Here is a 24,039-nt window from a genome sequence, read left to right on the forward strand (position 1 = left end):
ACGCCATCGCCAGCAGGCTGGCTCCCACAGGGGTTCGGGGTGAACGCATAATCTGCAGTCACCGCAAACAATGTGGGAGCCAGCCTGCTGGCGATGGCACCGGTGAAGGCACCGCAAGGCTTGCGGATCAGGCGATGAAACGCACCCCCGGCTTCGCCCGCTCATCCACGCTCAGCTCGAACACGTCCGGCCGCGCATAGTGGCCCACCACGTCGTAGTCGTAACGGGCGCGCACCAGTTCGTCGGTATCGATCTCGGCGGTCAGCAGCCCTGCCCCGCCCTTCAGCGGGCCGGCCAGCACATCGCCCATCGGCCCGACGATCACGCTGCCGCCGGCGATCAGCGGACGGTCCGCCGGCCAGTTGGCGACCTCGACGCCCAACTCGTTCGGCGAAGCTTGCACCTGACAGGCGCTGACCACAAAGCAGCGCCCCTCATGGGCGATGTGGCGCATGCTCACCTGCCACATGTCGCGCTCGTCCACGGTCGGCGCGCACCACACTTCAATGCCTTTGGCGTACATGGCCGTGCGCAGCAGCGGCATCATGTTTTCCCAGCAGATCACCGCGCCCAGCTTGCCGACCTGGCTGTCGAGCACCGGCAGCGTCGAACCGTCGCCCTTGCCCCAGATCAGGCGTTCGGTGCCGGTGGGCATCAGTTTGCGGTGCTTGGCCACCAGGCCGGCCTGCGGGTCGATATGCAGCGCGGTGCAGTACAGGGTGCTGCCGGCGCGTTCGATCACTCCGATCACCAGGTTCGCCCCGGTGCGCGCCGCCAGGCCCGCCAGCGCCTCGGTCTCCGCACCGGGCACATCGATGGCGTTGTCGAAGTAACGGGCGTAGGCCTCGCGCCCTTCCGGCAAGCGGTAACCCAGTTGGGTGCCGAAGCCTTCGCCTTTGGGGTAACCGCCGAGCAGCGCCTCGGGCATCACCACCAGCGCGGCACCGGATTCGAGGATGGCCGCCTCCCAGCTCAGGATCTGCTCCAGGGTTTCGCCTTTGCCGCCGGGCAAGGCACCGATTTGCAGCGCGGCAACGATGGATTTGGGCATTGCGTTCACTCCGTGGGGATCAGGTGTTGCCGATTCTCCGGCCGCACGGGATCATGAATAAAGCCCTGCCCACTGCTGAATGATATGAGCCAAATGAATATCACGACCCTCGACCTCAACCTGCTGAAAACCTTCGAAGCCCTCCACGAGGAGTCCAGCGCCAGCCGCGCCGCCCTGCGCCTGGGCGTGACCCAGTCGGCGGTCAGCGCGGCGCTGCGGCGATTGCGCGAGGTGTATGGGGATCAACTGTTCGTGCGCACCGGCCGGGGACTGGCGCCGACACTCAAGGCCAATCAACTGAAGCCGGTGGTCAGCGATGCGCTGAACAAATGCCGGCAAAGCCTGGCGATGGTCGATCCGGCCGCCGACCAATACGACGGGCGCTCGGTGATCATCGGGCTCTCGGACGATTTCGAGATCGCCTACGGCCGGCGGCTGATCGACGCCATCGCCCGCGCCGCGCCGAAACTGCGGGTGATCTTCCGCCAGACCCACAGCCAGATCGTCGCCCGCGACCTGATGGAGCGCAGCCTCGACCTGGCGATCACCGCCGGCGGTTTCGCCGAGCGGCTGCTCAGCCGTCAGGTGCTGGGTGAAGGGGGTTATGCCTGCCTGGCGGATCCGGCGAGCCTTGCGCCCGGCCAGGGGGAGATCGGCCTGGAGGAGTTTGTCGCCCGCGAACACCTGCTGGTGTCGTCGGGCGGGTTCATCGGCATCACCGATGAAGGGCTGGCGGCGCTGGGGCTGAGCCGTCGGGTGTGCGCCTCGACCACCCATTTCGCCGCGTTGCCGCACCTGCTCAAGGGCAGCGCCGCCGTGGCGACGATCCCGGCCCATGCGGCGCAGGCCATCGCATCGCTCAGCGGCCTGGCGCTGCTGCCCTGCCCGCTGGCGCTGCCGCGTTACCCGGTGGAGCTGGGCTGGCGCACCAGCGCCCAGACCGATCCGGTGGTGCTGAAGGTGCGCGAGGCGATCATCGCCTGTTTCGCCAGGGAATGACGGCAGGTTACTTGTTCGCCGCCATCAGCCGGTTGACTTCGCTGCGCACCATGTTGGAGAACTCCGGCGGCGACATGCCATCCAGTTCCGCCCGCACCCACTCGGCCCATTTGCCCTTGCGCTTGGAGCGCTCGCCGAACAGCCGTGCGGCTTCGCCCTTGGCCTTGCCCAGGTTGGTCTGCCAGAGTTCGAACAGTCGGGATTTCTCGTCTTCCAGCGCGGCGCGCTCTGCGAGGGATTTGTCGGCCAGATTGAAACTCATGGGGAATTACCTGCTGCATGAAATGGCGACATCTTACACGCTGGAAGGAAATCTCCGGCGCTGGTTTTTCTTCCGGAGATGAAATCGCTGCAACTTTTCAGTTTGCGCCACACTCCATTGATCACTGTCCATTCACCTGCAAGGAGTCACCCAATGGCCCGTAGAACCGCTGCGCACCCCGCCGAAGACCAGATCAAGGATCAAGCCTTCAGCGACCTTCAGGCCCTGATCGAAGAATCGGAAAAACTGCTCAAGAACAGCGCCTCGCTGGTCGGCGAGGAGGCGGAGACCCTACGCGGGCAGATCGCCCAGAAATTGCAGCAGGCGCGGGACTCGGTCTCGAATGTGCGGGCCCGCACCCAACCGGCGGTCGAGGTCACGCAGAACTACATCGGCGGCCACCCATGGCAGACCGTGGCGATTTCCGCCGGGTTCGGCCTGGTGGTGGGCCTGCTGCTCGGCCGTCGCTGAACACACAGCTTTTGTGGCGAGGGAGCGAGCGCCCTCGCCACGGATTCACATCCCTGCCAGTTCGCGCAACTGCGCCAACGTCGCCCCCTCCAGCACGACGCCTTCGCTCAGCGACCGAGCCCGCTGCAAATGCCGGCGATCGCCCGGCAAGCGCTTGAGCCCCACCCCGTGCATCTGCCGCACCAGTTCCTGGCTGCGCTCGGCGAAGCTCTGCCCCGCCGCCTTGCCGGGGTCGATCACGATCAGCAACTGGCCGGTCCACGGGGTCTTGGCGCCCGGATGGTTCGACCAGTCGAACTCGAAGGAGAAATTTCCGCCGGTGAGCGCCGCCGCCAGCAGCTCGACCATCATCGACAGCGCCGAGCCCTTGTGCCCGCCGAACGGCAGCAGCGCACCGCCGCCGAGGATCGCCTTCGGATCCTGGGTCGGCTGGCCGAGGCTGTCCACGCCCATGCCTGCCGGCAGCTTCTCGCCCTGGCGCGCGGCGATCTGCACGTCGCCATGGGCGATGGCGCTGGTGGCCAGGTCGAACACAATCGGGGCGCCGTCGGCCCGGGGCGCGGCGAACGCGATCGGGTTGGTGCCGAACAGCGGCCGGTCGGCGCCGTGGGGCACCACGCAGGTCATGCTGTTGACCACGCTCAACGCCACCAGCCCTTCTTCGGCGAAGGGCTCGACGTCCGGCCACAGCGCCGCGAAGTGGTGGGAATTGCGGATCGCCAGCACCGCGATGCCGGCCGACCGGGCCTTTTCCACCAGCAGGGGCCGGGCGGCGGCCAGCGCCGGTTGGGCGAAGCCGTTGCCGGCATCGACCCGGACGAAGCCGCTGGCCACGTCTTCGATCTGCGGCACGGCCCGGCCGTCGACCCAGCCGCTGTTCAGCGTCGAGACGTAACCGGGCATGCGGAACACGCCGTGGCTGTGGGCACCGTCGCGCTCGGCGCCGGCGCAGTTGGCGGCCAGCGTCCGGGCCACCTCGGCGGAGGTGCCGTGGCGCACAAAAATGGTTTCGAGCAGGTGAGTCAGTTCATCGAGGGACAGCGTGGACGAGACCGCAGGATCGTGTGGCGCAGACATCTGAAGCTCCAGAATAATTATTGGAGGGAACAACAGCGTTCGGACAACTCGCCCGGCGATTAACCATGCACGGGCGGCGCCCTGTCAACCCTTGCATGGCGCGCTCAGGCGCCGCCCCGCAGGGCCGGCCTATAACGGTGCACCACCCGCTGCCCAAGAGACTGCCTAGCCTTGACGCTCCATTCACGGCGCCCTCGCCCTCCGATCGAGCCTCAACGATGACTGAACCTTCGCTCCCCCTGTTGTTTACCCGGTTTCTGGATGCACCCGGCCTTTGGAAGGACCTCGGCAAGCCCCTGGGACTGACCGTCGCCGACTTTCGGTGGCTGACCAACGTGAGGCTGAACACCCAGGCGCTGCGCAGTCTCGAAGACCCGCCGCTGTTCGCGTACCGGATCGTGCTCGACACCCCTGACGGTTCTGCGGTGCCGCTGGCCGGAAGCTTCGCTGTGGCCGGCACGCCGCAGGACCGGGCAGCGCTGCTCTACACCCCTTTCGCGGGCCTTCGCAAACACGAAAACCTGGATACGCTGGCGGCGCAGCTCGCCGCCTCCCTGAACGAGGCCGGCGAGGACGACCCGCTGCTGGCGCTCATGGCGCTGGCCCAGCGAAAGCGGCTGGCGGCCGAACGGGACATATCCGTCACTTGGCAATTGATAGACGGCGACATTTTCGACGATCAGCGTTCGGTGATCGAAGATGGACCTAAGGCCAACGCGAAGGCCATGCTGGATGAGCTGCTGCAACTGCCCACCCTCGCCACCATGATGCAGGACATTTTCGCCGAAATGCTGCAACCGGCATTTCCCGGACTGGACCAACGCCTGACCCGCGTCAGTTTCCTTCCGGCCCCGGACACCGCAAAAGCGCATTGGCCGGAGTCGATGTCACTGAACGACGCCGCCCTCCTGCTCTACCGCCACCCTCACCTGTCCGCAAGCCAGGCGCGCTTCTCGCACCCGGACCACCCCTCGGCAAACGCGGCCGTCCGGCACTGGGAACAGTCGCTCGTCACGGTGTCCGGCTCACTGCTGCCGCTGCTGTTCAAGCGTCTTGAGCAGTTCTGGAACGCCGCTTCGGCGGATGGCCATTCGCGGCGGGAATACTTCGCCAGGGCCCTCGCGGAACAGGCCCTCGCCGACATCGTGCTCAAGCGCGAGGCGCAAATCATCGAAGACGAGCATTGCCGCGACCTGCTGCGCTGGATCCGGCCGGGCCTGTACAGCGGCCCTTCCCGCAGCGCCACACTGGAAACCGTGCGGCTGTGGGAGCACCCCGGCAGCCAGGTCGAGCTGGCGGGCTCCCTGATGATCAGTCGCTCCGATGCCTGTCTGTACACACCTTCCCAGGGCCTGCAGGTGCTCAGGGACTATCCGGACCTGAAAGACACGGTGCTGGCCAAGTTTCGCGCCGCCGGCCACGAAGATGAACTGTATGGCCTGCTGGGTCTGGAAGAGCGCCAGCGCTTTCTGGGCTTCAGCCGGCCGGTGGTGTCCGGGGAAGCGATCGCCGGGGACATTTTCAAGGTGCTGTTCGAGGCCATCGTCACCAAGCAGCGGCAGAACATCGAATACGTCCTGCAGGTGTACCGCCGCAGCGACGGCACGGTGAACCTGGAGGCCATGTTCGACAAGGCGCTGGACATTCGTCCGATGATCCACGAGCGGCTCCTGGCGCTGGAGACCCAGGGCCGCTGGAGCACCCGGCCGGTCCTGACGGGCGACCTGCAGCCCTCGCAGGTGCTGGCGGACAAGGCCGCCGCCGAGGCCCGGAAATTCGCCAGCGTGCAATTGCCGATCAGCGAGGCGTTTTCCCGTCAGCCGGTGTCTTCGATGACCGAGCAGCAGGCTTACCTGCTGGACATGAAGCCGCAGATCGCCCATGCGCTGTCTGTCGGCGTCACCGGGGAAGCCCGGCTTGGCGTCCTGAGCGGATCCTTGGGCGACCGGGAACGGGCCGTCGTCGAGACCGTGCTCAACCCGGAACAGCCGGACCGGCGCTCCCGTCGGGCACTCAACGGCTTCAGGCCGGACGCCTACTCGCTGACCCTGCTGCCGGCAGGCGCCAAGACCCTGCTGCCCCTGCCCAACTGCCTGCTGATGACCGAGCGCGGCGGGCTGGACGTGCAGCACTCCGGACGCGTGCTGCTGTGGACGCCGGCGATGGGGGTGGAGGCGTTCGGCACGCTCGACAAGGCCCAGGAAACATTGCGGCAGCGGCTGAGGGACAGCGACGCGTGCGTGACCCTGCTGGAGAACCTCGCGCCGTCCGCCTCCCGGATCCATCACAGCTACACCCTTGGCCCCCTGCATCTGATCGAAGGCAATGTGCTGCATCATCGGGCCCAATCGGCCATCGACCGCTTCCTCGGGCTCTGTGCGCACTGGCGCGGTTTCAAACTGACCCGCACCGAACAGGACAAGGCACTGACCGCGCTGACGGTCACGCCGCCAGACACCAACCTGCGGCGGGCGGAGGCGCTGTCACGCTCCCTCGCCCTGCAGCAGACCTGGCCCGCCTGGCTGGGCAAGGCGGCGAACGACGACCTGCGGCTGCAGGTCGAGTTGCTGGAACAATTGCGAACCGCTGGCGAGGACGGCAAGGACTACCTGCACGGCATCACGACGCTGACCGACTATGTGCGCAAAACCCTCAAGCATCTGCTGGATACGCGCTTTCCCGGAAAGGGGCTGGACCCGGACCGGATCCGGATCACCCCGACCCTTGCGCTGGCCGGCGCGGCACGGAGCCTGACCGAACACGCGCTCAAGCATGTCAGCGAATCCCAGGGCGACTTCAGCGTTTCCCTGGGGCCGAACGCTGCCTTGCCGCCGGCCCTGGAGCCCAAGACGGTCAGGCAATTGCTGCTGTCGCTTGAGCTCCCCACAACGTTCGCCCGACAGGTGAGCGATGCCTTGACCGCCGACGCCTCTGGCGTGCGCAAGCAACGCTTCGTCCGGCGCTTGCCCTGGCAACTGCTGCAGCACGCCCATGCGCTGAAGCTGCAGCAACACCTGTCGTCCTCCGCGTTCGACCTGATCCATCAGGTGCTGGACATGCCGGACGCCGTCGCGCGCAACCTGGTCCACGGCATACGGGCACTGGTGCGCCCACTGGAGCTGATCAAGACCGCCGGCGCCAGCGCCGTCCAGGCGCTCGGCCTTTACCTGATCGGGCCCGCCCGCGGGAGCGACGGCCCGCAGGTGCTTTTCACGCCCTATCACGCCGACCATACGTTCCGGGAGTTTGCCGACGAGCCGGCGCTCATCGCCGCACTCAACACACCCGGCGCCTTGCAGGATCTGCTGATCCGTCGCCTGCCCGAAGCCCAACGCGCGGTGTTCGCGTCGCTGTTCAAGGACAGTGTCGGGCAACCGAGCGAAATGTCCCTGGCGTCCAGCCCGCTCGGCGGCAACCTGCTGAACCGGCTGTACCTCGACAATGTCCGCCTGCTGGAACACCTGTTGGCCAGTCAGTCGCTGACCGGCGCCCTGCCGGACTGGGAAACCGTCAGGCAACTGTTCAGCAAAACCGTCAGCCCTCTCTCCATGCTCCTGCCCGGCAAGGCCGGCGCCATACCGTTCCTGTGGCAAACCTTCAAGGATCTGCAGCACGCCGCCGAAGCGATCCAGGAACACCACTGGACCGGCGCGCTGGCCGACTTCATCAGCGGCGCGGCGCAAATGGTCACCCAGGGGCGGTTGCGCCTGGAGACGCTGCTTGGAGCCGGCCGGCCGGCCGCGGCGCAAGAAATGAAGGCGCTTGCGAATCCCAGCTGGGAGACGGTCAGGACGACGGCACCGGCCCGCACCGGCCTGCATGAGTTCGAAGCGCCGGCCGTGTCCTTGCAGGGCATGATCCATAACGTCGCCAACGGCACCTACAAGGATGCGTCGACCCAGGCGCACTACGCCGCGGTGGCAGGCAAGGTCTACCGGGTCGCGCAGGCGGGAGCAGGCTGGCGGCTCTTCGGGGAGCGGCAGGAAGGTCCGGCCCTGCAGAGGTCGGAATCCGGACTGCTGGTGCTCGACCCGGACCGGCACACCGTTCATTTCGGCAAGGGCATGTCGATCCTGCGCAACCGCTACATCAACGAACGCGAGGCCAGACTCTGGCTGAACATCGAAGCCCGGGGCATGGAGCAGATACGCGCCCTGCATCCGGAGAAGGCGCGCATGCTGATCCAGGCGCTGGATCTGGCCCGGTACTATGCCTTCAACAGCCTGCACAATCTGGCGCAGTTGAAGAGCCTTGCCTCCGGCTCCCGGCTGGACACGTTTCTCAAGTCCTTTTTCGACGTCGGCCTGATCGACGCCACCCTCCTGACCAAGATCGCCAAAACGATCACGCCGATCTGCAAGGCCCTGGTGGATCCGGCCGACGACCTGCTGAACACCGACCGTTTCGTCATCGGTTCCAACCGGTACTGGCAGACACACCTGATCGCGTTTGTGCTTGAGGACGACGACCGCAAGCGGGTGCACTTCACCGAGAACTTCTTCGACCAGCAGCTGGACTGGTACAAATCGGGCCTGACCGAACCCTTCAACGTGGACGGCCATGCCCAGGCCTCGACCCTGATCCATGAGTTCGCCCATCAGGTCTGCAATGCGGTGGATATCGCCTCGCTTGAGGCGCGACGGCCGTTTGCCGACCTGATCGCCACCGTCACCGGTTATGGCCTGAAACTGAAAGAAAACCAGGAACGGCATCAGCGTGAAGCGCTGTCGCTCGATACGCCGAGAGAGGAACTGTTCGCCCGCTGGAGCGAGGAGGACGGCGGCTGGATCGACATGGACAAGCTCATGGCGACCAACCATGTGGCCAAGACGGTGCTCGCCACCACGTTGAGCCCGACGCTGGAAAAGGCACGCGACGCATTCTTCGACACGCTCAATCCCCATCCGCGCATCGACACGATTTTGAGCAACGCCGACTCGATCGCCTTTCTGATCTGCGAAATGGGTCGTCAGCTGGATCCTGTGACGACGCCCCCGGCCGACCTGGCTTGAGCCCCCCCAAAAAATGCGCAAGGACTTCCTCGCGCATTCTTTCGAAGGGCATTCCGCCGGATTACGCGGTTTTGATCAATTTTTCACTACACATATGAATACTGTTCTCAATACATCCTGTTTTAGGGGGGTGTTGCCCGGGAAAATCAGGCCTCTTTGATGGGAAATAGCCATGAGCGCTGTTCTCGTCACCTTCCCGTCAAGGTTAGAATGCAGCAAATCAGGACGAGTCGATGACCCAACACACCCTTTCGGAAGCCGAATACGACGCGATCACCGATGCCGCCGCGCACTGGTGCATGCGCCTGCACGCCGTGGACTGCACGGCCGAGGAACGGCGCGCCTTCGAGCAATGGCGCGATGCCGATCCGCTGCATGCGTTCGAGTACGAGGCGATGCAGGAGATCTGGGACGTCGCCGAACATCTGCCGCGCCCGGAGCCTTCCCCGGTCGTGCCCTTCGCAAAACCTGCCCGGACCTGGCGCCAGTACGCCGCAGCCGCCTGCGTCAGCGCGCTGGCCCTGCCGCTGGCGGGCTGGGCCGGCTGGAACCTGGGCTGGCTGCCCAACAGCTACCAGCATTTCGAAGCGTCCGGCAACGTCCGCCAGGTCACCTTGGGCGACGGCAGCCAGGTCGAACTGAACCTGAACACCGAGCTGACCTACAGCAACTACAAGGACGGACGCCATGTCACCCTGAAAAAGGGTGAGGCGTTCTTCGAGGTCACCCATGACCCGAGCCATCCGTTCACCGTGCGCGCCGGCGAAGGCCGGATCCGGGTCACCGGCACCCGGTTCAACGTCTGGATGTACGAAGACCAGGTGAAGGTGAACCTGATCGAAGGTTCGGTGCTGGTCGCCAGCAATGCGCAACTGCCGGGCGACGGCCTGCGCCTGGGGCCTTCGATGCAGGCCCGCTACCGGCATGGCGACTACATGCCGCAGATCAGCCAGACCTACGCCAACGACAGCTCGCTGGCCTGGCGCGGCGGCAAGCTGGTGCTGGACAACCTTTCGCTGCACGAAGCCCTGCCGCAGATCAACCGTTACCTGGACAAGCCGCTGATGCTCGCCGACGCCAGCACCGGTTCGATCCGGGTCGGCGGCATCTACAACGTCAAGGAGCTCGACAGCCTCGTGACGTCCCTGCCCAAGGTGCTGCCGGTCTACCTGACCCGCAACAAGGACGGCAACCCGGTGATCAACTCGTTGCCGCAGCAACCGCCAAAAAGCTGAAGGCCGCGCCCTGTCAAGGGCGCGGCCTTCGTGCCTGTCACCGTGTCGCGGCGCTTACTGCGCCGCCACCTTCCCGGTCTTGTCCGCGGTTTCCCGCACCGTCTGCAGCCGATACTGCGGATCGGCCTTGATCTGCTGTTCGGTGAACGGCAGCACACTCCACTGTTTCTTCGAGAACGCTTCGGTCTGATCCTTCGAATGCTTCGACTCCGGATCGCTGGACAGCGAGAACGCGAGCAGCCCTACGGCATGCGGCCCCTTGTCGTCGAACGTGACGACCTGCAGGTAACTGGTGCCGCTCACCACCTCCAGCCTGCCGTCTTCACGGGGCACGCTCTGGATCGCGTTGTAGATGCCCAGCGTGCCCGGCCCGCCATGGATCGGCGTGTGATGGGCACCGCTGCTGGCCACCTGGACATCGCCCCAGCGGATCTGCGCGGGAAGGCCCATCTTGCTGACCGACTCGGCTGACGCCAGCATCGCATCATGCACGGCCTTGGCCACCGCCGGGCGCTCGACCGCCAGCCCGCGCGGGGTGGTCTGCGCCTGCTTCGGGTCGAACGCAACGCGCCAGATGTCCGGATTCTGCTGCAAGGCCTGCATGATGTTCTGGAAATGCACCAGCCCCAGCCCTGCGTCCAGGTTCGCCCGGCCGTCCCAGGCCTTGAGGCTTGCGCACACCGGTTTCAAGGCCTCGGCCGCGGCATCCGCCGCGCAGGACTTCAGCAGGTCAGGCATGACCTGGCCCGCCAAATAGACCTGGTCGTCCATCACCATGCGCTGAAGGTCCTGCACCGATAGCGTGCCCTTCTTGCCCAGCGAGCCCAGCCGGTCCAGCGCAAAGCGCGAACGCAGGCCCAGCGGCTGGCCTTCCTGGCTGATCAGCGGAGAGAAGCCGGTCAGCGGTTGCGCCGGGTTGGCCAGCCACGCCGAATCGTTGGAGTGCTGGACGAAGTCCTTGCGCAGCAATTGCGGCAACTGGCCAGAGGCGTAGATGCCCTGCTGCGCCGCTTGCGGATCGACATCCCAGGCGCAGTCGCGGCGCGAGCCGTCGAGCACGATCATTTCCAGGCCGGCGCGCGGATCGCTGCACTTGGCCAGCTTGTCGGCACTGACGTTGGGCACCACCGACAGGTTCATGTACAGGGTCTGCCCCTGGTCATCCGCCGCCAGCGTGTTCACCCACGGGATGCCCTGGATCTTGTGCACCGAATCCTGGAAGTCCTTCAGGTTCGCGGCGCGGTTCATCGCCTGCCACTGCGTCAGCACCCGGTCGTTGTCGAGGTTGGCGTCACGCAGGCTGTAGGCGTACTGGCTGTCCCAGTCGAGCTTGCCCGGCCACTGCACGATCGGGCCGAACCGCGAGCTGTAGACATCGCGCGTCACCGGCACGACCTGCCCGTCGGCCTGCTTGACCTGCACGGTCAGGGTCTGTTTGTCCATCGGCACCGATTGGCCGTCGAGCAGGTAGCGGGTCGGATCCTTCGGATCGAGCTGCAGGCGGTAGAGCGTGAAATGCTTGGACGAATCCACGGTGTGGGTCCAGGCCAGGTGCCGGTTGAAACCGATGTTGATCAACGGCAAGCCCGGCAAGGCCGCGCCCATCACATCCAGCTTGCCGGGAATGGTCAGGTGCATCTGATAGAAGCGCATGCCGCCGACCCACGGGAAATGCGGGTTGGCCAGCAGCATGCCGCGACCGTTGAACGAGCGTTCGCTGCCCACCGCCACCGCGTTGCTGCCGCGGTCCAGCGCAAAGCGTTGCATGCGCGCGGCGGCCACTTGGTAGGCCCGCGCATCGCCGTCGATCGCGGCGGCAACCTGTGGCGGTGCGGCGCCGGCCAGCGCTTCGGCAAACTGCCCGATCCCGCCCTCGACCAGCAGGCGGCGCGTGAGCTTCACCAGGTCGTCGGCCGAAATGTCGCGGACCCAATCGCCCTGGCACTGCTGCGGCAGCCCCTGCTGACGGCGCTCGGCCAGGTAGCGGTTGTAGCCGGCGGCATAACCTTCCAAGCGGTCGCGCACCTCGATAGGCTGCGCCTGCCAGAACGCCTGCACCGCCTGCGGCGTGTTGAGCCAGGCGAAAAATAGGTCGCTGACGCGGTTCTGACGCTCCTCGACCGTCATCTGCTCCGGCCCGAAGTAGCGCGAACGCTCGCCGTTGACGGTGACCACCTCGTTGGCCAAAAGACACAGGTTGTCTTGCGCGTAGGCATAGCCGATGCCGAAGCCGAGCCCGCGTTCGTTCTGCGCACTGATGTGCGGCACGCCGAACGCGGTGCGACGGATGTCCGCGCCGGTCTGGTCGGAAGGACTCAACGCATGGGCGGACGGACTCAGTCCGAGAAACATGCCGGCAAGGGCCAGTCCGGTTAATTGCCTGGAAATAATCACGCTCGCTCCTGTTCGAAATGCCGAGGAGCGGACTCGCCTGACCTGCCCGAGCAACGGGAAGCGCCGGAGCCGCTCTGGTAACACCCACGCGTCCACGCGCAATGAGCCTTTCCAGAAGACGAGCCGGACAAAAAAAAATTAAGGCGTCCTACGCCCGCCTCGTCCCGTGATTACGGAGAAACAACGAATCGTCGACAAATTTTCTACATTTTGCCCTTCATGATTTGTCGTGCTGATTCGTCTTGTTACAGAGAGAGCAGCCACATTTTCCTGATCAGGCTCTGAGAAAGGAGTAATCCCATGTACACCCCACCCCTACCAACGGACGGTAGCCAGGCGTCGCAAGGCGCTTCGATGGGCCCCCTCGCGAGCAGTTTCGGTCAGCGCGCCGAGCGTCACGGCAACGAGCGCATCCGCCTGCTGCTCAAGAGCTTCGGCCTGCGCACCAGCCTGATTCGCCTCAAAGTCATCGACGCCCTGCTGGTCGCCGCCGAGAACGACCGCCGTCTGGGCGTGCGCGGCGTGCACAGCCAATTGCTGGACCTGGACATTCCGCTGTCTTTCCTCAGCGTGCGCGAAGTGCTCAAGCGCCTGTGCGCCGAAGGTGTTGTCACCTACAACGCCGACAAGAGCTACAGCCTGCATCCGCAGGCCGCCGCCGTGCTCAACGGCGACTGAGGCCGCTGGCGAACGCCCTCAGGGCTTGACCTTGCGGCGCATCACGCCATTGATCACCACCACGACCACCGCCACCCCGATGGCGATGTACTGGAACATCTTCTCGCTGAGCATGCCGGCGTTCTGCAGCCAGGACAGGCCGAGCATGATCGCCAGCACGGCCAGGGCGATCAGAATCGAATATTTCAAGCGTTGCGACTGGGTCATTGCGGGTTCCTGAATCTTTGAATGTATCCGGTTTGTATCGGTTTGCATGCCATGCGCTTACCGTTCTGCGGGGATGCGAGACAGCAAACGGGGTCTCATGTTACAGCCGATGACGAGTTTTGGCTCGCAGGCGGCGTTAACCATGAGGATTTTCGAAATGCTGCGTCGAATCACCTGGCTGATTCCGGTTCTTGCACTGCTGACCCTCAGCGGCTGCATCATCTTCCCCCACGACGGCTGGCATGGCGGTCACCGTTACTACGCTCCGCAAGGGCCCGGCTATTACTACCATCGTTGAATGCCACGGCTTCTGAGCGCGTTGCGCCTCAATCAAATGTAGCGAGCCGTTAAACACCTAAAGGAATGCCCACGAGGATGTGGGCATTTTCTTAGGGATACAAACTGGAGACACGTCAGCTAGCTAACCAATCAAAGTAGGAAATGTTCTATCAGTAACACGCCGCAAAACGGCACCACATCAAGTCACATCAGCGCCGTGGCAGCCTCCCGGCACCCGCCCCTACTCTTTGCACTCCTCATCGAATGTCGTGGAAGTGCATGCAAAGAACTCTCATCCCCCTTAGTCCGACACAGGCGCTCGGCTTCTGCCTGGCCATCGCCCTGTTCGAATGCCTGACGTACATGGCCAGCGACATGGTCATGCCCGCGATGTCGGCCGTCACCCGCGAGCTGCAAGCCGATACGCGCCATGTCCCGTATGCCTTTCATCTCTACCTGATCGGCGGCGCCTGCCTGCAATGGCTGATCGGCCCGCTGTCCGACCGCTTCGGCCGTCGCCTCGCGCTGCTGACCGGCTGCGCACTGTTCGGCGCGGCCTGTGCGGCTGCGTTGGCCGCACCCAGCATTGAAGCGTTCAACGCCTTGCGCTTTCTGCAAGGCATCGGACTGGGCTTCGTCGTGGCCGTCAGCTATCCGGCGCTGCAGGAAGTGTTCAGGGAGGCCGATGCCGTGCGCCTCATGGCACTGCTGGGCAACGTCGCCTTGCTTTCCCCGCTGCTGGGGCCCCTGCTGGGCAGCCTGCTGCTGGAATGGGTCAGTTGGCGCGGTCTGTTTCTGGGCCTGGGCATCGCCGCCGCCGTCGCCTGGATCGGGCTCTGGCTGTCCATGCCGGAAACGATCGGCGTCCGTCGTCACGACGGCGCCCGACAGTCGCCGGTTCCCTTTTGCTGGCGTCGGACCTGCCGGCGTTACCTTGCCTTGCTGCTCAACCGAAGGTTCCTGGGGGCGTGCCTCGCCCTGGGCCTGATGACGTTGCCGCTGATGGCCTGGATCGGGCTTGCTCCCCTTCTGTTGATCCATGTCTCGGGCCTGTCCACGCGGGAGTACGCGCTGTGGCAGATTCCGGTGTTTTCAGCGGTCATCGGCGGCAACCTGATCCTCGACCGGCTGCTGGCGACCCGCGAGCTGCCCGCCGTGATCCGCCTTTCGCTCTGGCCTTTCTGCCTGGGGCTGCTGATCCTGGCCGGCGCGGCCCTGACCTCGCCCACGGTCGCAGGGCTGATCGGCGGCCTTTCGGTCTATGCCCTCGGGTTGGGCATGAGCAATGCCGCGCTGTACCGCCTGGCGCTGTACTCCAGCGATGACAGCAAAGGGCTGGTATCCGCCGCCGTCGGCATGATTTCAATCGGCGTGATGGGCGGCGGCGGCACCCTCATCGCGGCCATCGGCGGCGGAACCCGCCTGGAGGCCTTCGCACTCTGGGCCGCGCTGGGCGGCTTCCTCAGCCTGCCCCTGCTCCACGCCTTCCTTCGCGGCACGGCCGACGACCGAACTTCCACAGCGACCCCCTAAAGGACAACCCATGTTCGATTTCCCTCACAGCGACGCGCTCTGCGCGTTGACGCTGCCCTATTGCCCGGATTCCGTGCCGCCGGGCCTGTTCGACCGGGCCATGGCCGAAGTCAGCCGGTTCCATGCCCGGCACACGCCCGGCTATGAGCACTGGCTCAAGGCCAACGGCCTGTCGGTCGACGATCTGGATGGCCTCGATGACTGGTCGCGGTTGCCGCCGCTGTTCGCCAACTTCTTCAAGCAGCGGATGCTGCTCAGCCCCACCGGCACCGACGCCCTGGAACTCACCTCATCCGGCACCAGCGGCCAGAAAAGCCGCATGCGCTACGACCGGCGCAGCCTTGGGGCCGCGCAGTTCATGGTCGGCCAGATCTTTCGCCACTACGGCTGGGACACGCCGCACACGCCCTGCAATTACCTGTTGCTGAGCTACGAGCCTCAGGGCCCCATCAGCCTGGGCACCGCCTACACCGATCAGTTCCTGTGCCGCTTCGCCCCCGCCAACCGGGTGGCCTATGCGTTGCGCGCGACCGCCGACGGGCACCGCTTCGACCTGTTCGGCGTCGTCCAGGCGTTGCGGTCGTTCGCCGAGGAAGGTTTGCCGGTGCGGATCTTCGGCTTTCCGGCGTTTCTCTGGCAGGCCCTGCAACACATGAGCGCCAACGGCCTCGCGAACCTGCAACTGCCGGCGGACTCGCTGGCGTTCTTTGGCGGCGGCTGGAAGACCCGGGCCAGCGAAGAGATCCCCAAGCAGCGGTTCTACGGGCGCATCCGACAGCAATTGGGCATCGGCCTTTCCCGCTGCCGCGACGGCTACGGCGCGGTCGAGCACGCCATCCCGTACATCGAATGCGCACGGCACCGCTTTCATGTGCCGGTCTACGCCAAGGCGATCGTGCGCGATCCGGCGGACTTGCGCGTCCTGCCCTACGGCCGTCCGGGCCTGCTGGGCTTCGTCTCTCCCTACATCACATCAAGCCCGGCCCATGCCGTGGTCATGAGCGACCTCGCCACCCTGCACCCCGGCGCCGAATGCGGCTGCGGCCTGAACGGCGACTGGTTCCAACTGCACGGACGCGCCGGCATCGGCGCCGGCCGAAGCTGCGCCATGGCCGCCGCCGAACTGTTGGAGCACCACTGACATGTACCTGATCAACGGACAACTGCGCGACCACTGCACCCTCGGCGATGCGCTCGAAAAACTGCACGCCGAACTGCCTCGACGCCTGGAAACGGCACTGCCGTGCGCCACCGTCATCGCGGCGGCGACCGCTTTCGCCGAACGCCTGCAGGACCCTTCCGTTCTGCCCGTCCTCGATGCCGACCAACGGCAGGCCTTGATCGGTTTCTGCCGACCGCAATCACTGCGCGACAAGGTCGAGCGCGAACTGGGCGAACAGCCGGCCTCCCTGCGCCGCCTCGATTACCGGCAAGCCCGTTTCGAACGCTGGAGCCCGCTGGGCCTGGTGGTTCACATCACCCCCGGCAACGATCCGCTGCTGGCGTTCTGCGCCGTCGTCGAAAGCCTGCTGGCCGGCAACGTCAATTGGCTGCGTCCCAGCAGCGGCGACGGTGGACTGACCGCGCACTTGCTGCAGGCGCTGCTGCAATGCGACGCCGGCGGGCAACTCGATGGCCATGTCGCCGTGCTGCCGGCGACCACGGCGCAGACCCGCGAGCTCTGCCAATGGGCCAACGGCGTTTCGGCCTGGGGCGGTGAAGCGGCGCTGCAGGCGATCCGTCGGCAATTGCCGGCCGGCTGCCGCTGGATCGACTGGGGTCACCGCATCAGCTTCGCCTATCTGACCCCGGACAGCGCTTCGCCGGCAGCACTGGATGCGCTGGCCGACGAGGTCTGCCGCCTGGACCAGCAGGCCTGCTCCAGCCCGCAGTGGCTGCTGGTGGACAGCGACGACCCGACGGTACTGCACCAGATCGGCGCCGCACTGGCCGAGGCGTTCGAACGGCGCGCGCATCGCTGGCCGGCCCTGGAACCGAGCCTCCAGGAAGCGTCGGAAATCACCACCCAGACCGCGATGGCGCGGCTGGGCCAGAGTTTCGCCGGGCAGACCGGCCAGGTCTGGGGCGGCGCGTGCTGGCGGGTGATCTGGACGCATGACCGGCAGTTGGCGCCGTCACCGCTGTTCCGCAGCCTGCGCCTTCACCCGGCGCCCCGCGCGCTTCTGACCGAAACCCTGCTGCCGTGGCGCAACGTGCTGCAAAGCTGCGCATTGCTCTGCCCTGAACGCGAGACGGCCGAACTGTCACGCCGGTTGCTCGCCGCCGGGGTCACCCGCCTTGCGCCGGCCCCGGCCATTCACGACGGCTATCCGGGTGAGCCGCACGACGGGGTCTACGCCCTGCAGCGATTGAGCCGGCGGGTGTCGGTCAGCGTGCCGACCGCCCTGTCGGGCCGCCGCACCACGCTGGATGAGGTGCCCGCCGCACCGGCGCCCGCCGACATGCCGATCCTGACCAAGGACGCCTTCGTCCAGCGACCGGTCAATCCGGCGGCGCAGTTGTTTTTCCGCTCCGGCGGCAGCAGCGGCACCCCGGCGCTCGCCGGATTCAGCCACCGCGACTTCCGCCGGCAGATGCGCGCCACCGCCGACGGCCTGTTTGCGGCCGGCCTTGAGCCTGCCCGCGACCGGGTGATGAACCTGTTCTTCAGCGGCGGGCTGTACGGCGGCTTTTACAGTTTCGCCAAGGCGCTGGAACTGCTCGACGTCACGCACCTGCCCATGGGCGCGCCCGCCGACGACGATTACCGCGAAGTCGCGGAGCTGATCATCCGCCACCGGGTGACGGCGCTGGTCGGGATGCCCAGCACGCTGCATCGCCTGTTCCTCGACGAGCAGGAACGCCTGCGTGCCTACGGCGGCATCGAAAAGGTGTTCGTCGGCGGCGAACACCTGAACGAACAGAGCCGCAGGCTGATGCAAGGCTGCGGCGTCTCGCTGATCCGGTCGGCCATTTACGGCAGCGTCGACGCCGGACCGCTGGGGCACGCCTGCAACGCCACCGCCGACGGGGTGTTTCATCTGATGAGCGATACGCAACAGCTGGAGATCGTCGAATTTGAAGGCGACCGGCCGGTGACCGGCACCGAAACCGGCCGCCTGCTGTTCACGTCGATCGCACGCGAAGGCCAGGACGTGCACCGCTACGACATCGGCGACAGCGGCCGCTGGGTGCCCGGACGGTGCGCCTGCGGACTGGCCACGCCGCGCTTCGAGCTGTTGCAGCGTCACGGCAGGCTCATCCGCATCGGCACCGACTTCATTTCCCTCGACGAGCTGGCGCAGCACCTGCAAACCCCGTTTCAGGTGCTGCTCGACCATGCCGCCGACGGTGTGGAACGCCTGCTGCTGCGCAGCGGGCTTTCGACCGGCGACGCCCGCCGGCGAGCGCTGAACGACGCGACGCTGGCCACATCGGTCAATGCCGGGCTGTTGAGACTGGAAACGGAAATGTGCCCCGCCGACCGGTTCACCCGAAACAGGCACAGCGGCAAGCCGCCCTTACTGATCGATTCGCGTCGCTGATGACCGACGCAACGCTGATCCACCTTGAACTCATTGACGAGGACATCATGCCTACAACTTCAAAGTTGAACGAGCTGGTCACTTTCGCCCGTCGGCATTCACGCTATTACCGACAACACCTTTCAGTCTTGCCGGGGAGGGTCGACTCGCTCGCGGACCTGCCTGTCGTTGATCCTGTCGAGTACTGGCAAGGCAGTCAGGACCTGGACCGATGGCCGGTGCTGACCGGCGAAATGGACGGCACCCTGGTTTTCAGAACGGGCGGCACCACCAGTGCCGGCAAGTTCTCGGTGTTCGCCCGCAGCGAGTGGCAGACGCTGACCCGGGACTTCGGCCGCAGTCTGTCGATGCAGTTGAACCACGGCGACCGCGTGGCCAACCTGTTTTTTGTCGGCGACCTGTATGCCAGTTTCATTTTCGTCCACGACGCCCTGGCGCAGGTCGGAACCGACGTCGTCGAGTACCCGTTCACCGGCGCCGTGGACAGCGCCGCGCTGGCCGAAGCCGTTGTCCGGAACCGGATCAACGTACTGGCCGGCGTGCCCGCCCAACTGCTGACGTTCGCCGCCTGGCTCGATGGCCAGGCGCGCACGCTGGAGGGCGTCTCTGCCCTGCTCTACGGCGGCGAAAGCCTGTTCGCCGGCCAGCGGCAGTTGCTCGCCCGGGTGTTTCCCCAGGCCCGGGTGATCTCCATCGGCTACGCCAGCGTCGACGCCGGACTCATCGGCACCTGCCACCCCGATTGCGCCCCGGACGAACACCGGGCGCCGGACGGGCACAGTGTGCTGGAGATCCTCGATGAAGAGACCGCAGAGGTGATCGACGCCTGCGGCCGCCCCGGCCGCCTGGTGATCACCAACCTCACCCGTCGCCTGATGCCGCTGATCCGCTATCCGGTCGGCGACCGCGCCTGCTGGCGTGAGCCTGCCGGGACGCCGCAGCGCAAGTTCGCGCTGTTGGGCCGCAGCGCCGACAGCCAGCGGGTGCGGGTGGGCATTCTGAGCCTCGACCCGCAGGCCATCGGCGACAGCGTGCGGCACATCACCGACAGCGACGATTGGCAACTGGTCATCGAACAGTGCGAAGGCCTGGACGTCGTGAGCCTCAAATGGGTGCCCCACGCCTCAAAGCCTGACATTGCCGGGGCCGAGCGTTCGTTGCGTCGCGCCATGACCGAGCAGTGCCCCTCGATTGAGCGGTTGACCGCCGACGGCTTGCTGGAGCTGCGCATCTGTCGCTGCACCGTCGGGCAACTGCTTCGCCATCCGCGCTCGGGCAAACAGCGGCGGGTGGTGGATCTGCGCCCGTATGAAAGCCAGCGCAAGGAGGGGCGCTGATGGAGCCGGTCATTCTGCGGCGCTACCGCAGCGACGATTCAGCCGCCGTCACACAGCTGTTTCACGACGTCTATGGCGAGCACTACGTTCAGCCCCAGGTGTATCTGCCCTGCATGATCACCCAGAACCAGATGGACGAGCGCTGGCATTCCCTGCTGGCGGTAAGCGCAGGCCGGGTAGTGGGACACGCGGCGCTGATCCGCGCCAAGGGATCGCCCACCGCCGAACTGGCGTTGAGCGTGGTGCACCCCGATGCCCGGGGCCGGAACATCGCGACGCGGTTGGGTCGGCAACTGCTCGACCATGCCAGCGCGATGGGCTACCGGGGCGTCACGATCAAGCAAGTCACCCGGCACCCCTACACCCAGCGCATGGCCGACACCCTCGGTTTTCACGACACGGCCCTATTCCCGGACTACGTGCCCTCACCGGTCGGCGAGCCTGAACCGGAATCCATCGTCTTCGGCTACCGCGCCCTCGCCGGCCATCGACGCCCCCTATGCGCGCTGCGCTGGCCACCAAGCTGCCAAGGCCTCATGCAGCGACTGAGCGAGGCATTCGGCACGGATCATCAGGAGCAACCATGGGTCGGGCCTGCGGCGCGCTTTCAATTGCGCGGCGACCGCTACGACGGGATGTTCAGGAGACTCGATGCTGCCCTGGCCAAGCAGTTGGTCGCACTGCCGGAGCATTGGCGGATTTCGGTCAGGCTAAGGCTCGGGCAAGACTTCGCCGCGGATCTGCATACCTTGTCGCAGGCCGGGTTCGTGTTTTCCGGCGTGACGCCGGATGAAGGGAGCAACGGCTGGATGGCGCTATTTCACCGGGGCATGCGGCAATCTGCGCTGACGTTGCTCTGCCCCTACATGCAGGGTTTGCAGGACGACCTGCAATTGGCCGCCCGCCAGCGCGACTCGGCCTCCACCATGCGAGCTGCCGGGCATTGATGCGAAAAGGCCCGCCCTTGCCGGGCGGGCCTTCGTCGCTCATCACGCCTTGGCGTTGACGCCCTTGTCGGTCGGAAGGGCGCGTTCGCCGCCCTGTCCGTACGTCTTCAGGTTCTGCAACACATAAATGGCTTTCTTGTATTCCGGAATCAACCCGTTGGCGTACTTGTTGCCCTTGAGGTTGTTGGTCTGGATGGTGTCCAGCTGGGTGGCGAAATACTCCAGGGCGTTGAACTTGGCATCCGGGTCCTTCTGGACGCCGAAGCGGTCGAACTTGTCGCCGGCATTGAGCAAGGTCATCGCGGTGATGTCGGAGATCAGCCCGCGGCTGCGCAGGAACGTGCTCAGGGTGCCCAGTTGCTTGGGCGAAACGTTTTCCGGATCGAATCCCTTGATGTTCTTGTGCAGGCGCTGCCTGTCCATCTCCGCCGTGTTGAGCGCGGTGGGATCGTTGCCCACGAGGGCGAGCATCTGCTTGACCTTGACGCTTTGGGAGACGGGCTTGTTCGATGAACGGGTGTCTCTGACCAACAGGCCTGCCTTGCTTTGCCAGGCGCCGGTATAGCCGACGGTCATGATTGGGCTCCTTGCGGGATGAACATGGAAAGTCCTTGGTGAACGACTTGAACTGGGCGCGAGTATCGGTCGGCAAAGTGATAGCACCAACCGTTTTCTGTCCTTTTTTACAATTCTTGTACATTCTCGACACAAATCGCGGACACCCCGAATCCATTGGCCCAGAGCAGCATAAGCAAGCGGCGGAAGTAGTTTTTTTGCTCTAACGTACGGTCCGGTTAGTTTCTCTGTAACAGTCCGGATACGTCCGTTTGTCGCCGCCCGCCGTTCTGGCACGAAAGTACCTAAAGCTTCACCGGATACCGACGATAGCTAAGGACACCTGCGTGTTTCTTTCGCTGCCCACAATAAGAATCGCCGCTCAAGGACTGGTCTCCATGCCCGCATTCCGCACCATTCAGGCTCGCTACACCTTGTTTCTGGTTCTGTTCATCCTCTTGCTCTCGGTATTGACCGTGGTCGGCATCAGCCAGTTGGTCGCGCCCAAGCTGCGCCAGACCGAAGAGCAAGTGGCGCTCAACCGGATCGCGGAAGTCGCCGAGCAGATCCAGGGCGAACTGAACAAGGTCCAGGCCCAGCAACGCAGCATCACCCAGACCGTTCCCCTGCTCGACAGCGCGGCCATCGACACGGTGTTGCCGGGGCTGGTGGATCAGTACGGCGAACTCAAGGTGTTCGGCGGCGGCATCTGGCCGCTGCCGGGCCTGCGCGAGGCCGGGCGCAACAAGTTCAGCACGTTCTGGCACCGCGACGCCTCGGGCAAGCTGACCGTGAACACCTTCTGGAACAGCGACGCCGCCCCCAACTACTACGACCAGAGCTGGTACAAGGGCGGCATGCAGACCCCGCGCGGACAGTGCGCCTGGGCCGCCGCCTACAAGGACGACGCCAGCGCCGAGCCGCGCACCAACTGCGCCATGGCCATCCAGAAGAACGGCGCGGCCTGGGGCGTGTCGACCATCGACGTGACGCTGGGCTTCTTCAACGACCTGGTGGCGCGCAAGGAAAAGGACCTCGACGCGCAAATGCTGATCGTCGAGGCCGACGGCAAGATCATCAGCAACAGTTCGCGCATCAACGGCCCGATCGTGCTCAAGAACATCAGCGAAGTGGCCTCGCCCTTCGCCAGCCAGGTCAAGGCCGGCCTGCAACAGCGCGATCAGGCGCAACGGACCGAGTTCGACAACAACGGCGTCGCCAGCACCTTCTTCATGCGGCCGATCGAAGGCACCCCGTGGTTCCTCGCCACCGCCCTGCCGACCCGCACCATCACCGCCCAACGCGACGACGTGCTCGGCACGTTGAGCCTTTTGCAGATTCCGCTGGTGATCCTGCTGGTGCTGTGGCAGGTGTACGCCATCCGTCAGCTGATCCAGCGCATGAAAGCCCTCAAGGCCAACATCGACTCCCTGTCCAGCGGCGACGCCGACCTGACCCGGCGCATCACCATCCGCGCCGAGGACGAACTGGGCGCCATCGGCCATTCGGTCAACACGTTCATCGCCTACCTGCAAAACATGATCGGCGAAGTGACCCAGGCCACCGGCGCCATGGCCTCCAGCCTGGACGACCTGCAGCGCACGTCGGCGCACACCAGCCAGATCCTTTTGCGCCACGCCTCGGAAACCGACCAGACCGTCACGGCCATCAATGAAATGAGCTCCACCGCCGAAAGCGTCGCGCAGAACGCCGCCGAGACCGCCTCGTTCACCCGCCGCGCCAACGAGAACGCCGACCGCTCGCGGGTCGTCGTCGGCGAAGCCTCCGGCAGCGTGGTGGCGCTGATCGACGAAGTGGCCAGCGCCACCCGCAAGGTCGAAAGCATGCAACAGGATGCCCACCGCATCACCGAGATCCTCGGGGTGATCGGCGCCATCGCCGGCCAGACCAACCTGCTGGCCCTCAACGCCGCCATCGAGGCGGCCCGCGCCGGCGAGCAGGGCCGCGGCTTCGCGGTGGTGGCCGATGAAGTCCGCGCCCTCGCCGCCCGCACCCAGGCCAGCACTTCGGAAATCAACGAAATGCTGACCCGCCTGACCCAGGGCGTGAGTTCCTCGGTCAGCGCCATGGAAAACACCCAGGCCAGCTGCCAGTCGGCCGCCGACGCCACCTCGCGGGTCAACGCCGGACTGGATGAGATGGCCGGTTCGGTCAGCCACATCAACAGCCTCAGCGCCCAGATCGCCACCGCCGCCGAGCAGCAAAGCGCCGTGACCGAAGAGATCAACCGCAGCATGGTGCAGATCCGGCAAATGGTCGATGAGCTGGTGCAGAGCGGCCAGGCCAGCGAGCTCAACACCCGCCAACTGGCGGAGGCGAATGGCCGGGTGAGCGCGATCATGGGGCGGTTCAAGGTGCGGTGACCCGCATCGCGCGCGGCCTGGCTGTTGTGGCTGTTGTGGCTGTTGTGGCTGTTGTGGCTGTTGTGGCTGTTGT

Annotated in this window: 17 protein-coding genes and 2 pseudogenes; 13 read left to right on the top strand and 6 right to left on the bottom strand. The window is 65.5% G+C overall.

The genetic code is table 11. The features are described from left to right. Positions 1 to 127: 127 nt before the first annotated feature. On the bottom strand, positions 128 to 1,051 hold the full coding sequence (locus ACIP0B_RS18980; protein WP_400834946.1) for a carbon-nitrogen hydrolase family protein: 924 nt from the start codon (positions 1,049 to 1,051) through the stop codon (positions 128 to 130). Positions 1,052 to 1,135: 84 nt separating this feature from the next. Between ACIP0B_RS18980 and ACIP0B_RS18985 the strand changes: the two genes are divergently transcribed. Next, positions 1,136 to 2,050 (top strand): LysR family transcriptional regulator, encoded by a 915-nt coding sequence (locus ACIP0B_RS18985; protein ID WP_400834949.1) that lies wholly within the window; start codon positions 1,136 to 1,138, stop codon positions 2,048 to 2,050. Positions 2,051 to 2,057: 7 nt separating this feature from the next. Here ACIP0B_RS18985 and ACIP0B_RS18990 read toward each other — a convergent pair whose 3' ends face one another. Beyond that, a complete protein-coding gene (locus ACIP0B_RS18990; protein ID WP_400834952.1) occupies positions 2,058 to 2,312 on the bottom strand; it encodes a hypothetical protein in 255 nt (84 codons plus the stop codon). Positions 2,313 to 2,465: 153 nt separating this feature from the next. Between ACIP0B_RS18990 and ACIP0B_RS18995 the strand changes: the two genes are divergently transcribed. Further along, positions 2,466 to 2,783, top strand: a complete 318-nt coding sequence (locus tag ACIP0B_RS18995; protein WP_400834955.1) for a YqjD family protein — start codon at positions 2,466 to 2,468, stop codon at positions 2,781 to 2,783. Between the two features lie 45 nt (positions 2,784 to 2,828). Here the strand turns inward: ACIP0B_RS18995 and ACIP0B_RS19000 are convergent, their stop codons facing one another. Then, on the bottom strand, positions 2,829 to 3,860 hold the full coding sequence (locus tag ACIP0B_RS19000) for an Ldh family oxidoreductase (protein WP_400834958.1): 1,032 nt from the start codon (positions 3,858 to 3,860) through the stop codon (positions 2,829 to 2,831). 218 nt (positions 3,861 to 4,078) lie between these two features. On the opposite strand from ACIP0B_RS19000, the gene ACIP0B_RS19005 reads away from it, so the two are divergent. Together ACIP0B_RS19005 and ACIP0B_RS19010 are read left to right on the top strand one after the other, a co-directional pair. Further along, positions 4,079 to 8,872: a dermonecrotic toxin domain-containing protein gene (locus ACIP0B_RS19005; protein ID WP_400834961.1), complete on the top strand. Its 4,794-nt coding sequence runs from the start codon at positions 4,079 to 4,081 to the stop codon at positions 8,870 to 8,872. Between the two features lie 233 nt (positions 8,873 to 9,105). Further along, the gene (locus ACIP0B_RS19010) at positions 9,106 to 10,107 is read left to right on the top strand and encodes a FecR family protein (protein WP_400834964.1); all 1,002 of its coding nucleotides are present in this window, start codon (positions 9,106 to 9,108) and stop codon (positions 10,105 to 10,107) included. Between the two features lie 54 nt (positions 10,108 to 10,161). Here the strand turns inward: ACIP0B_RS19010 and ACIP0B_RS19015 are convergent, their stop codons facing one another. Beyond that, positions 10,162 to 12,501 (bottom strand): acylase, encoded by a 2,340-nt coding sequence (locus ACIP0B_RS19015; RefSeq protein WP_400834967.1) that lies wholly within the window; start codon positions 12,499 to 12,501, stop codon positions 10,162 to 10,164. A 300-nt stretch (positions 12,502 to 12,801) separates the two neighbouring features. On the opposite strand from ACIP0B_RS19015, the gene ACIP0B_RS19020 reads away from it, so the two are divergent. Then, entirely contained in the window at positions 12,802 to 13,179 is a 378-nt protein-coding gene (locus tag ACIP0B_RS19020) for a fe2+ zn2+ uptake regulation protein (RefSeq protein ID WP_400834970.1), read from the top strand. Positions 13,180 to 13,197: 18 nt separating this feature from the next. Here ACIP0B_RS19020 and ACIP0B_RS19025 read toward each other — a convergent pair whose 3' ends face one another. Continuing rightward, positions 13,198 to 13,386, bottom strand: coding sequence for a hypothetical protein (locus ACIP0B_RS19025; RefSeq protein ID WP_400834973.1), 189 nt, complete (start codon positions 13,384 to 13,386; stop codon positions 13,198 to 13,200). A 157-nt stretch (positions 13,387 to 13,543) separates the two neighbouring features. Between ACIP0B_RS19025 and ACIP0B_RS19030 the strand changes: the two genes are divergently transcribed. From ACIP0B_RS19030 to ACIP0B_RS19055, 6 genes are all read left to right on the top strand, one after another. Next, a complete protein-coding gene (locus ACIP0B_RS19030; protein WP_170930006.1) occupies positions 13,544 to 13,684 on the top strand; it encodes a hypothetical protein in 141 nt (46 codons plus the stop codon). A 260-nt stretch (positions 13,685 to 13,944) separates the two neighbouring features. Next, positions 13,945 to 15,198, top strand: coding sequence for an MFS transporter (locus ACIP0B_RS19035; RefSeq protein ID WP_400834976.1), 1,254 nt, complete (start codon positions 13,945 to 13,947; stop codon positions 15,196 to 15,198). Between the two features lie 10 nt (positions 15,199 to 15,208). Continuing rightward, entirely contained in the window at positions 15,209 to 16,339 is a 1,131-nt protein-coding gene (locus tag ACIP0B_RS19040) for an acyl-protein synthase (protein ID WP_400834979.1), read from the top strand. A 1-nt stretch (position 16,340) separates the two neighbouring features. After that, positions 16,341 to 18,743: an acyl-CoA reductase gene (locus ACIP0B_RS19045; protein ID WP_400834982.1), complete on the top strand. Its 2,403-nt coding sequence runs from the start codon at positions 16,341 to 16,343 to the stop codon at positions 18,741 to 18,743. Positions 18,744 to 18,790: 47 nt separating this feature from the next. Then, complete coding sequence (locus ACIP0B_RS19050) at positions 18,791 to 20,080, top strand: phenylacetate--CoA ligase family protein (protein WP_400834985.1); 1,290 nt, start codon at positions 18,791 to 18,793, stop codon at positions 20,078 to 20,080. Beyond that, positions 20,080 to 21,027: a GNAT family N-acetyltransferase gene (locus ACIP0B_RS19055; protein WP_400834988.1), complete on the top strand. Its 948-nt coding sequence runs from the start codon at positions 20,080 to 20,082 to the stop codon at positions 21,025 to 21,027. Before ACIP0B_RS19050 ends, ACIP0B_RS19055 begins: the two co-directional genes overlap by 1 nt. A gap of 42 nt (positions 21,028 to 21,069) precedes the next feature. Here ACIP0B_RS19055 and ACIP0B_RS19060 read toward each other — a convergent pair whose 3' ends face one another. Next, complete coding sequence (locus tag ACIP0B_RS19060; RefSeq protein ID WP_400834991.1) at positions 21,070 to 21,603, bottom strand: hypothetical protein; 534 nt, start codon at positions 21,601 to 21,603, stop codon at positions 21,070 to 21,072. A 377-nt stretch (positions 21,604 to 21,980) separates the two neighbouring features. On the opposite strand from ACIP0B_RS19060, the pseudogene ACIP0B_RS19065 reads away from it, so the two are divergent. Both ACIP0B_RS19065 and ACIP0B_RS19070 read left to right on the top strand, forming a co-directional pair. Then, positions 21,981 to 23,105: pseudogene (locus ACIP0B_RS19065) on the top strand (cache and HAMP domain-containing protein); the annotation flags it as partial. A gap of 345 nt (positions 23,106 to 23,450) precedes the next feature. Further along, positions 23,451 to 23,966 (top strand): annotated as a pseudogene (locus tag ACIP0B_RS19070) (methyl-accepting chemotaxis protein); the annotation flags it as partial. Positions 23,967 to 24,039 lie beyond the last annotated feature (73 nt).

The organism is Pseudomonas sp. NPDC089534 (genome assembly GCF_044749305.1).
Classification (GTDB): domain Bacteria; phylum Pseudomonadota; class Gammaproteobacteria; order Pseudomonadales; family Pseudomonadaceae; genus Aquipseudomonas; species Aquipseudomonas ekonensis.

Excerpts from the sequence above, each read along its gene's own strand:
- ACIP0B_RS19010 (WP_400834964.1), top strand. The coding sequence starts at position 9,106 with ATGACCCAACACACCCTTTCGGAAGCCGAATACGACGCGATCACCGAT.
- ACIP0B_RS19055 (WP_400834988.1), top strand. The coding sequence starts at position 20,080 with ATGGAGCCGGTCATTCTGCGGCGCTACCGCAGCGACGATTCAGCCGCC.
- ACIP0B_RS18995 (WP_400834955.1), top strand. The coding sequence starts at position 2,466 with ATGGCCCGTAGAACCGCTGCGCACCCCGCCGAAGACCAGATCAAGGAT.
- ACIP0B_RS19000 (WP_400834958.1), bottom strand. The coding sequence starts at position 3,860 with ATGTCTGCGCCACACGATCCTGCGGTCTCGTCCACGCTGTCCCTCGAT.
- ACIP0B_RS18990 (WP_400834952.1), bottom strand. The coding sequence starts at position 2,312 with ATGAGTTTCAATCTGGCCGACAAATCCCTCGCAGAGCGCGCCGCGCTG.
- ACIP0B_RS19025 (WP_400834973.1), bottom strand. The coding sequence starts at position 13,386 with ATGACCCAGTCGCAACGCTTGAAATATTCGATTCTGATCGCCCTGGCC.
- ACIP0B_RS19020 (WP_400834970.1), top strand. The coding sequence starts at position 12,802 with ATGTACACCCCACCCCTACCAACGGACGGTAGCCAGGCGTCGCAAGGC.
- ACIP0B_RS19060 (WP_400834991.1), bottom strand. The coding sequence starts at position 21,603 with ATGACCGTCGGCTATACCGGCGCCTGGCAAAGCAAGGCAGGCCTGTTG.
- ACIP0B_RS18980 (WP_400834946.1), bottom strand. The coding sequence starts at position 1,051 with ATGCCCAAATCCATCGTTGCCGCGCTGCAAATCGGTGCCTTGCCCGGC.
- ACIP0B_RS19040 (WP_400834979.1), top strand. The coding sequence starts at position 15,209 with ATGTTCGATTTCCCTCACAGCGACGCGCTCTGCGCGTTGACGCTGCCC.
- ACIP0B_RS19005 (WP_400834961.1), top strand. The coding sequence starts at position 4,079 with ATGACTGAACCTTCGCTCCCCCTGTTGTTTACCCGGTTTCTGGATGCA.
- ACIP0B_RS19035 (WP_400834976.1), top strand. The coding sequence starts at position 13,945 with ATGCAAAGAACTCTCATCCCCCTTAGTCCGACACAGGCGCTCGGCTTC.
- ACIP0B_RS19050 (WP_400834985.1), top strand. The coding sequence starts at position 18,791 with ATGCCTACAACTTCAAAGTTGAACGAGCTGGTCACTTTCGCCCGTCGG.
- ACIP0B_RS18985 (WP_400834949.1), top strand. The coding sequence starts at position 1,136 with ATGAGCCAAATGAATATCACGACCCTCGACCTCAACCTGCTGAAAACC.
- ACIP0B_RS19045 (WP_400834982.1), top strand. The coding sequence starts at position 16,341 with ATGTACCTGATCAACGGACAACTGCGCGACCACTGCACCCTCGGCGAT.
- ACIP0B_RS19030 (WP_170930006.1), top strand. The coding sequence starts at position 13,544 with ATGCTGCGTCGAATCACCTGGCTGATTCCGGTTCTTGCACTGCTGACC.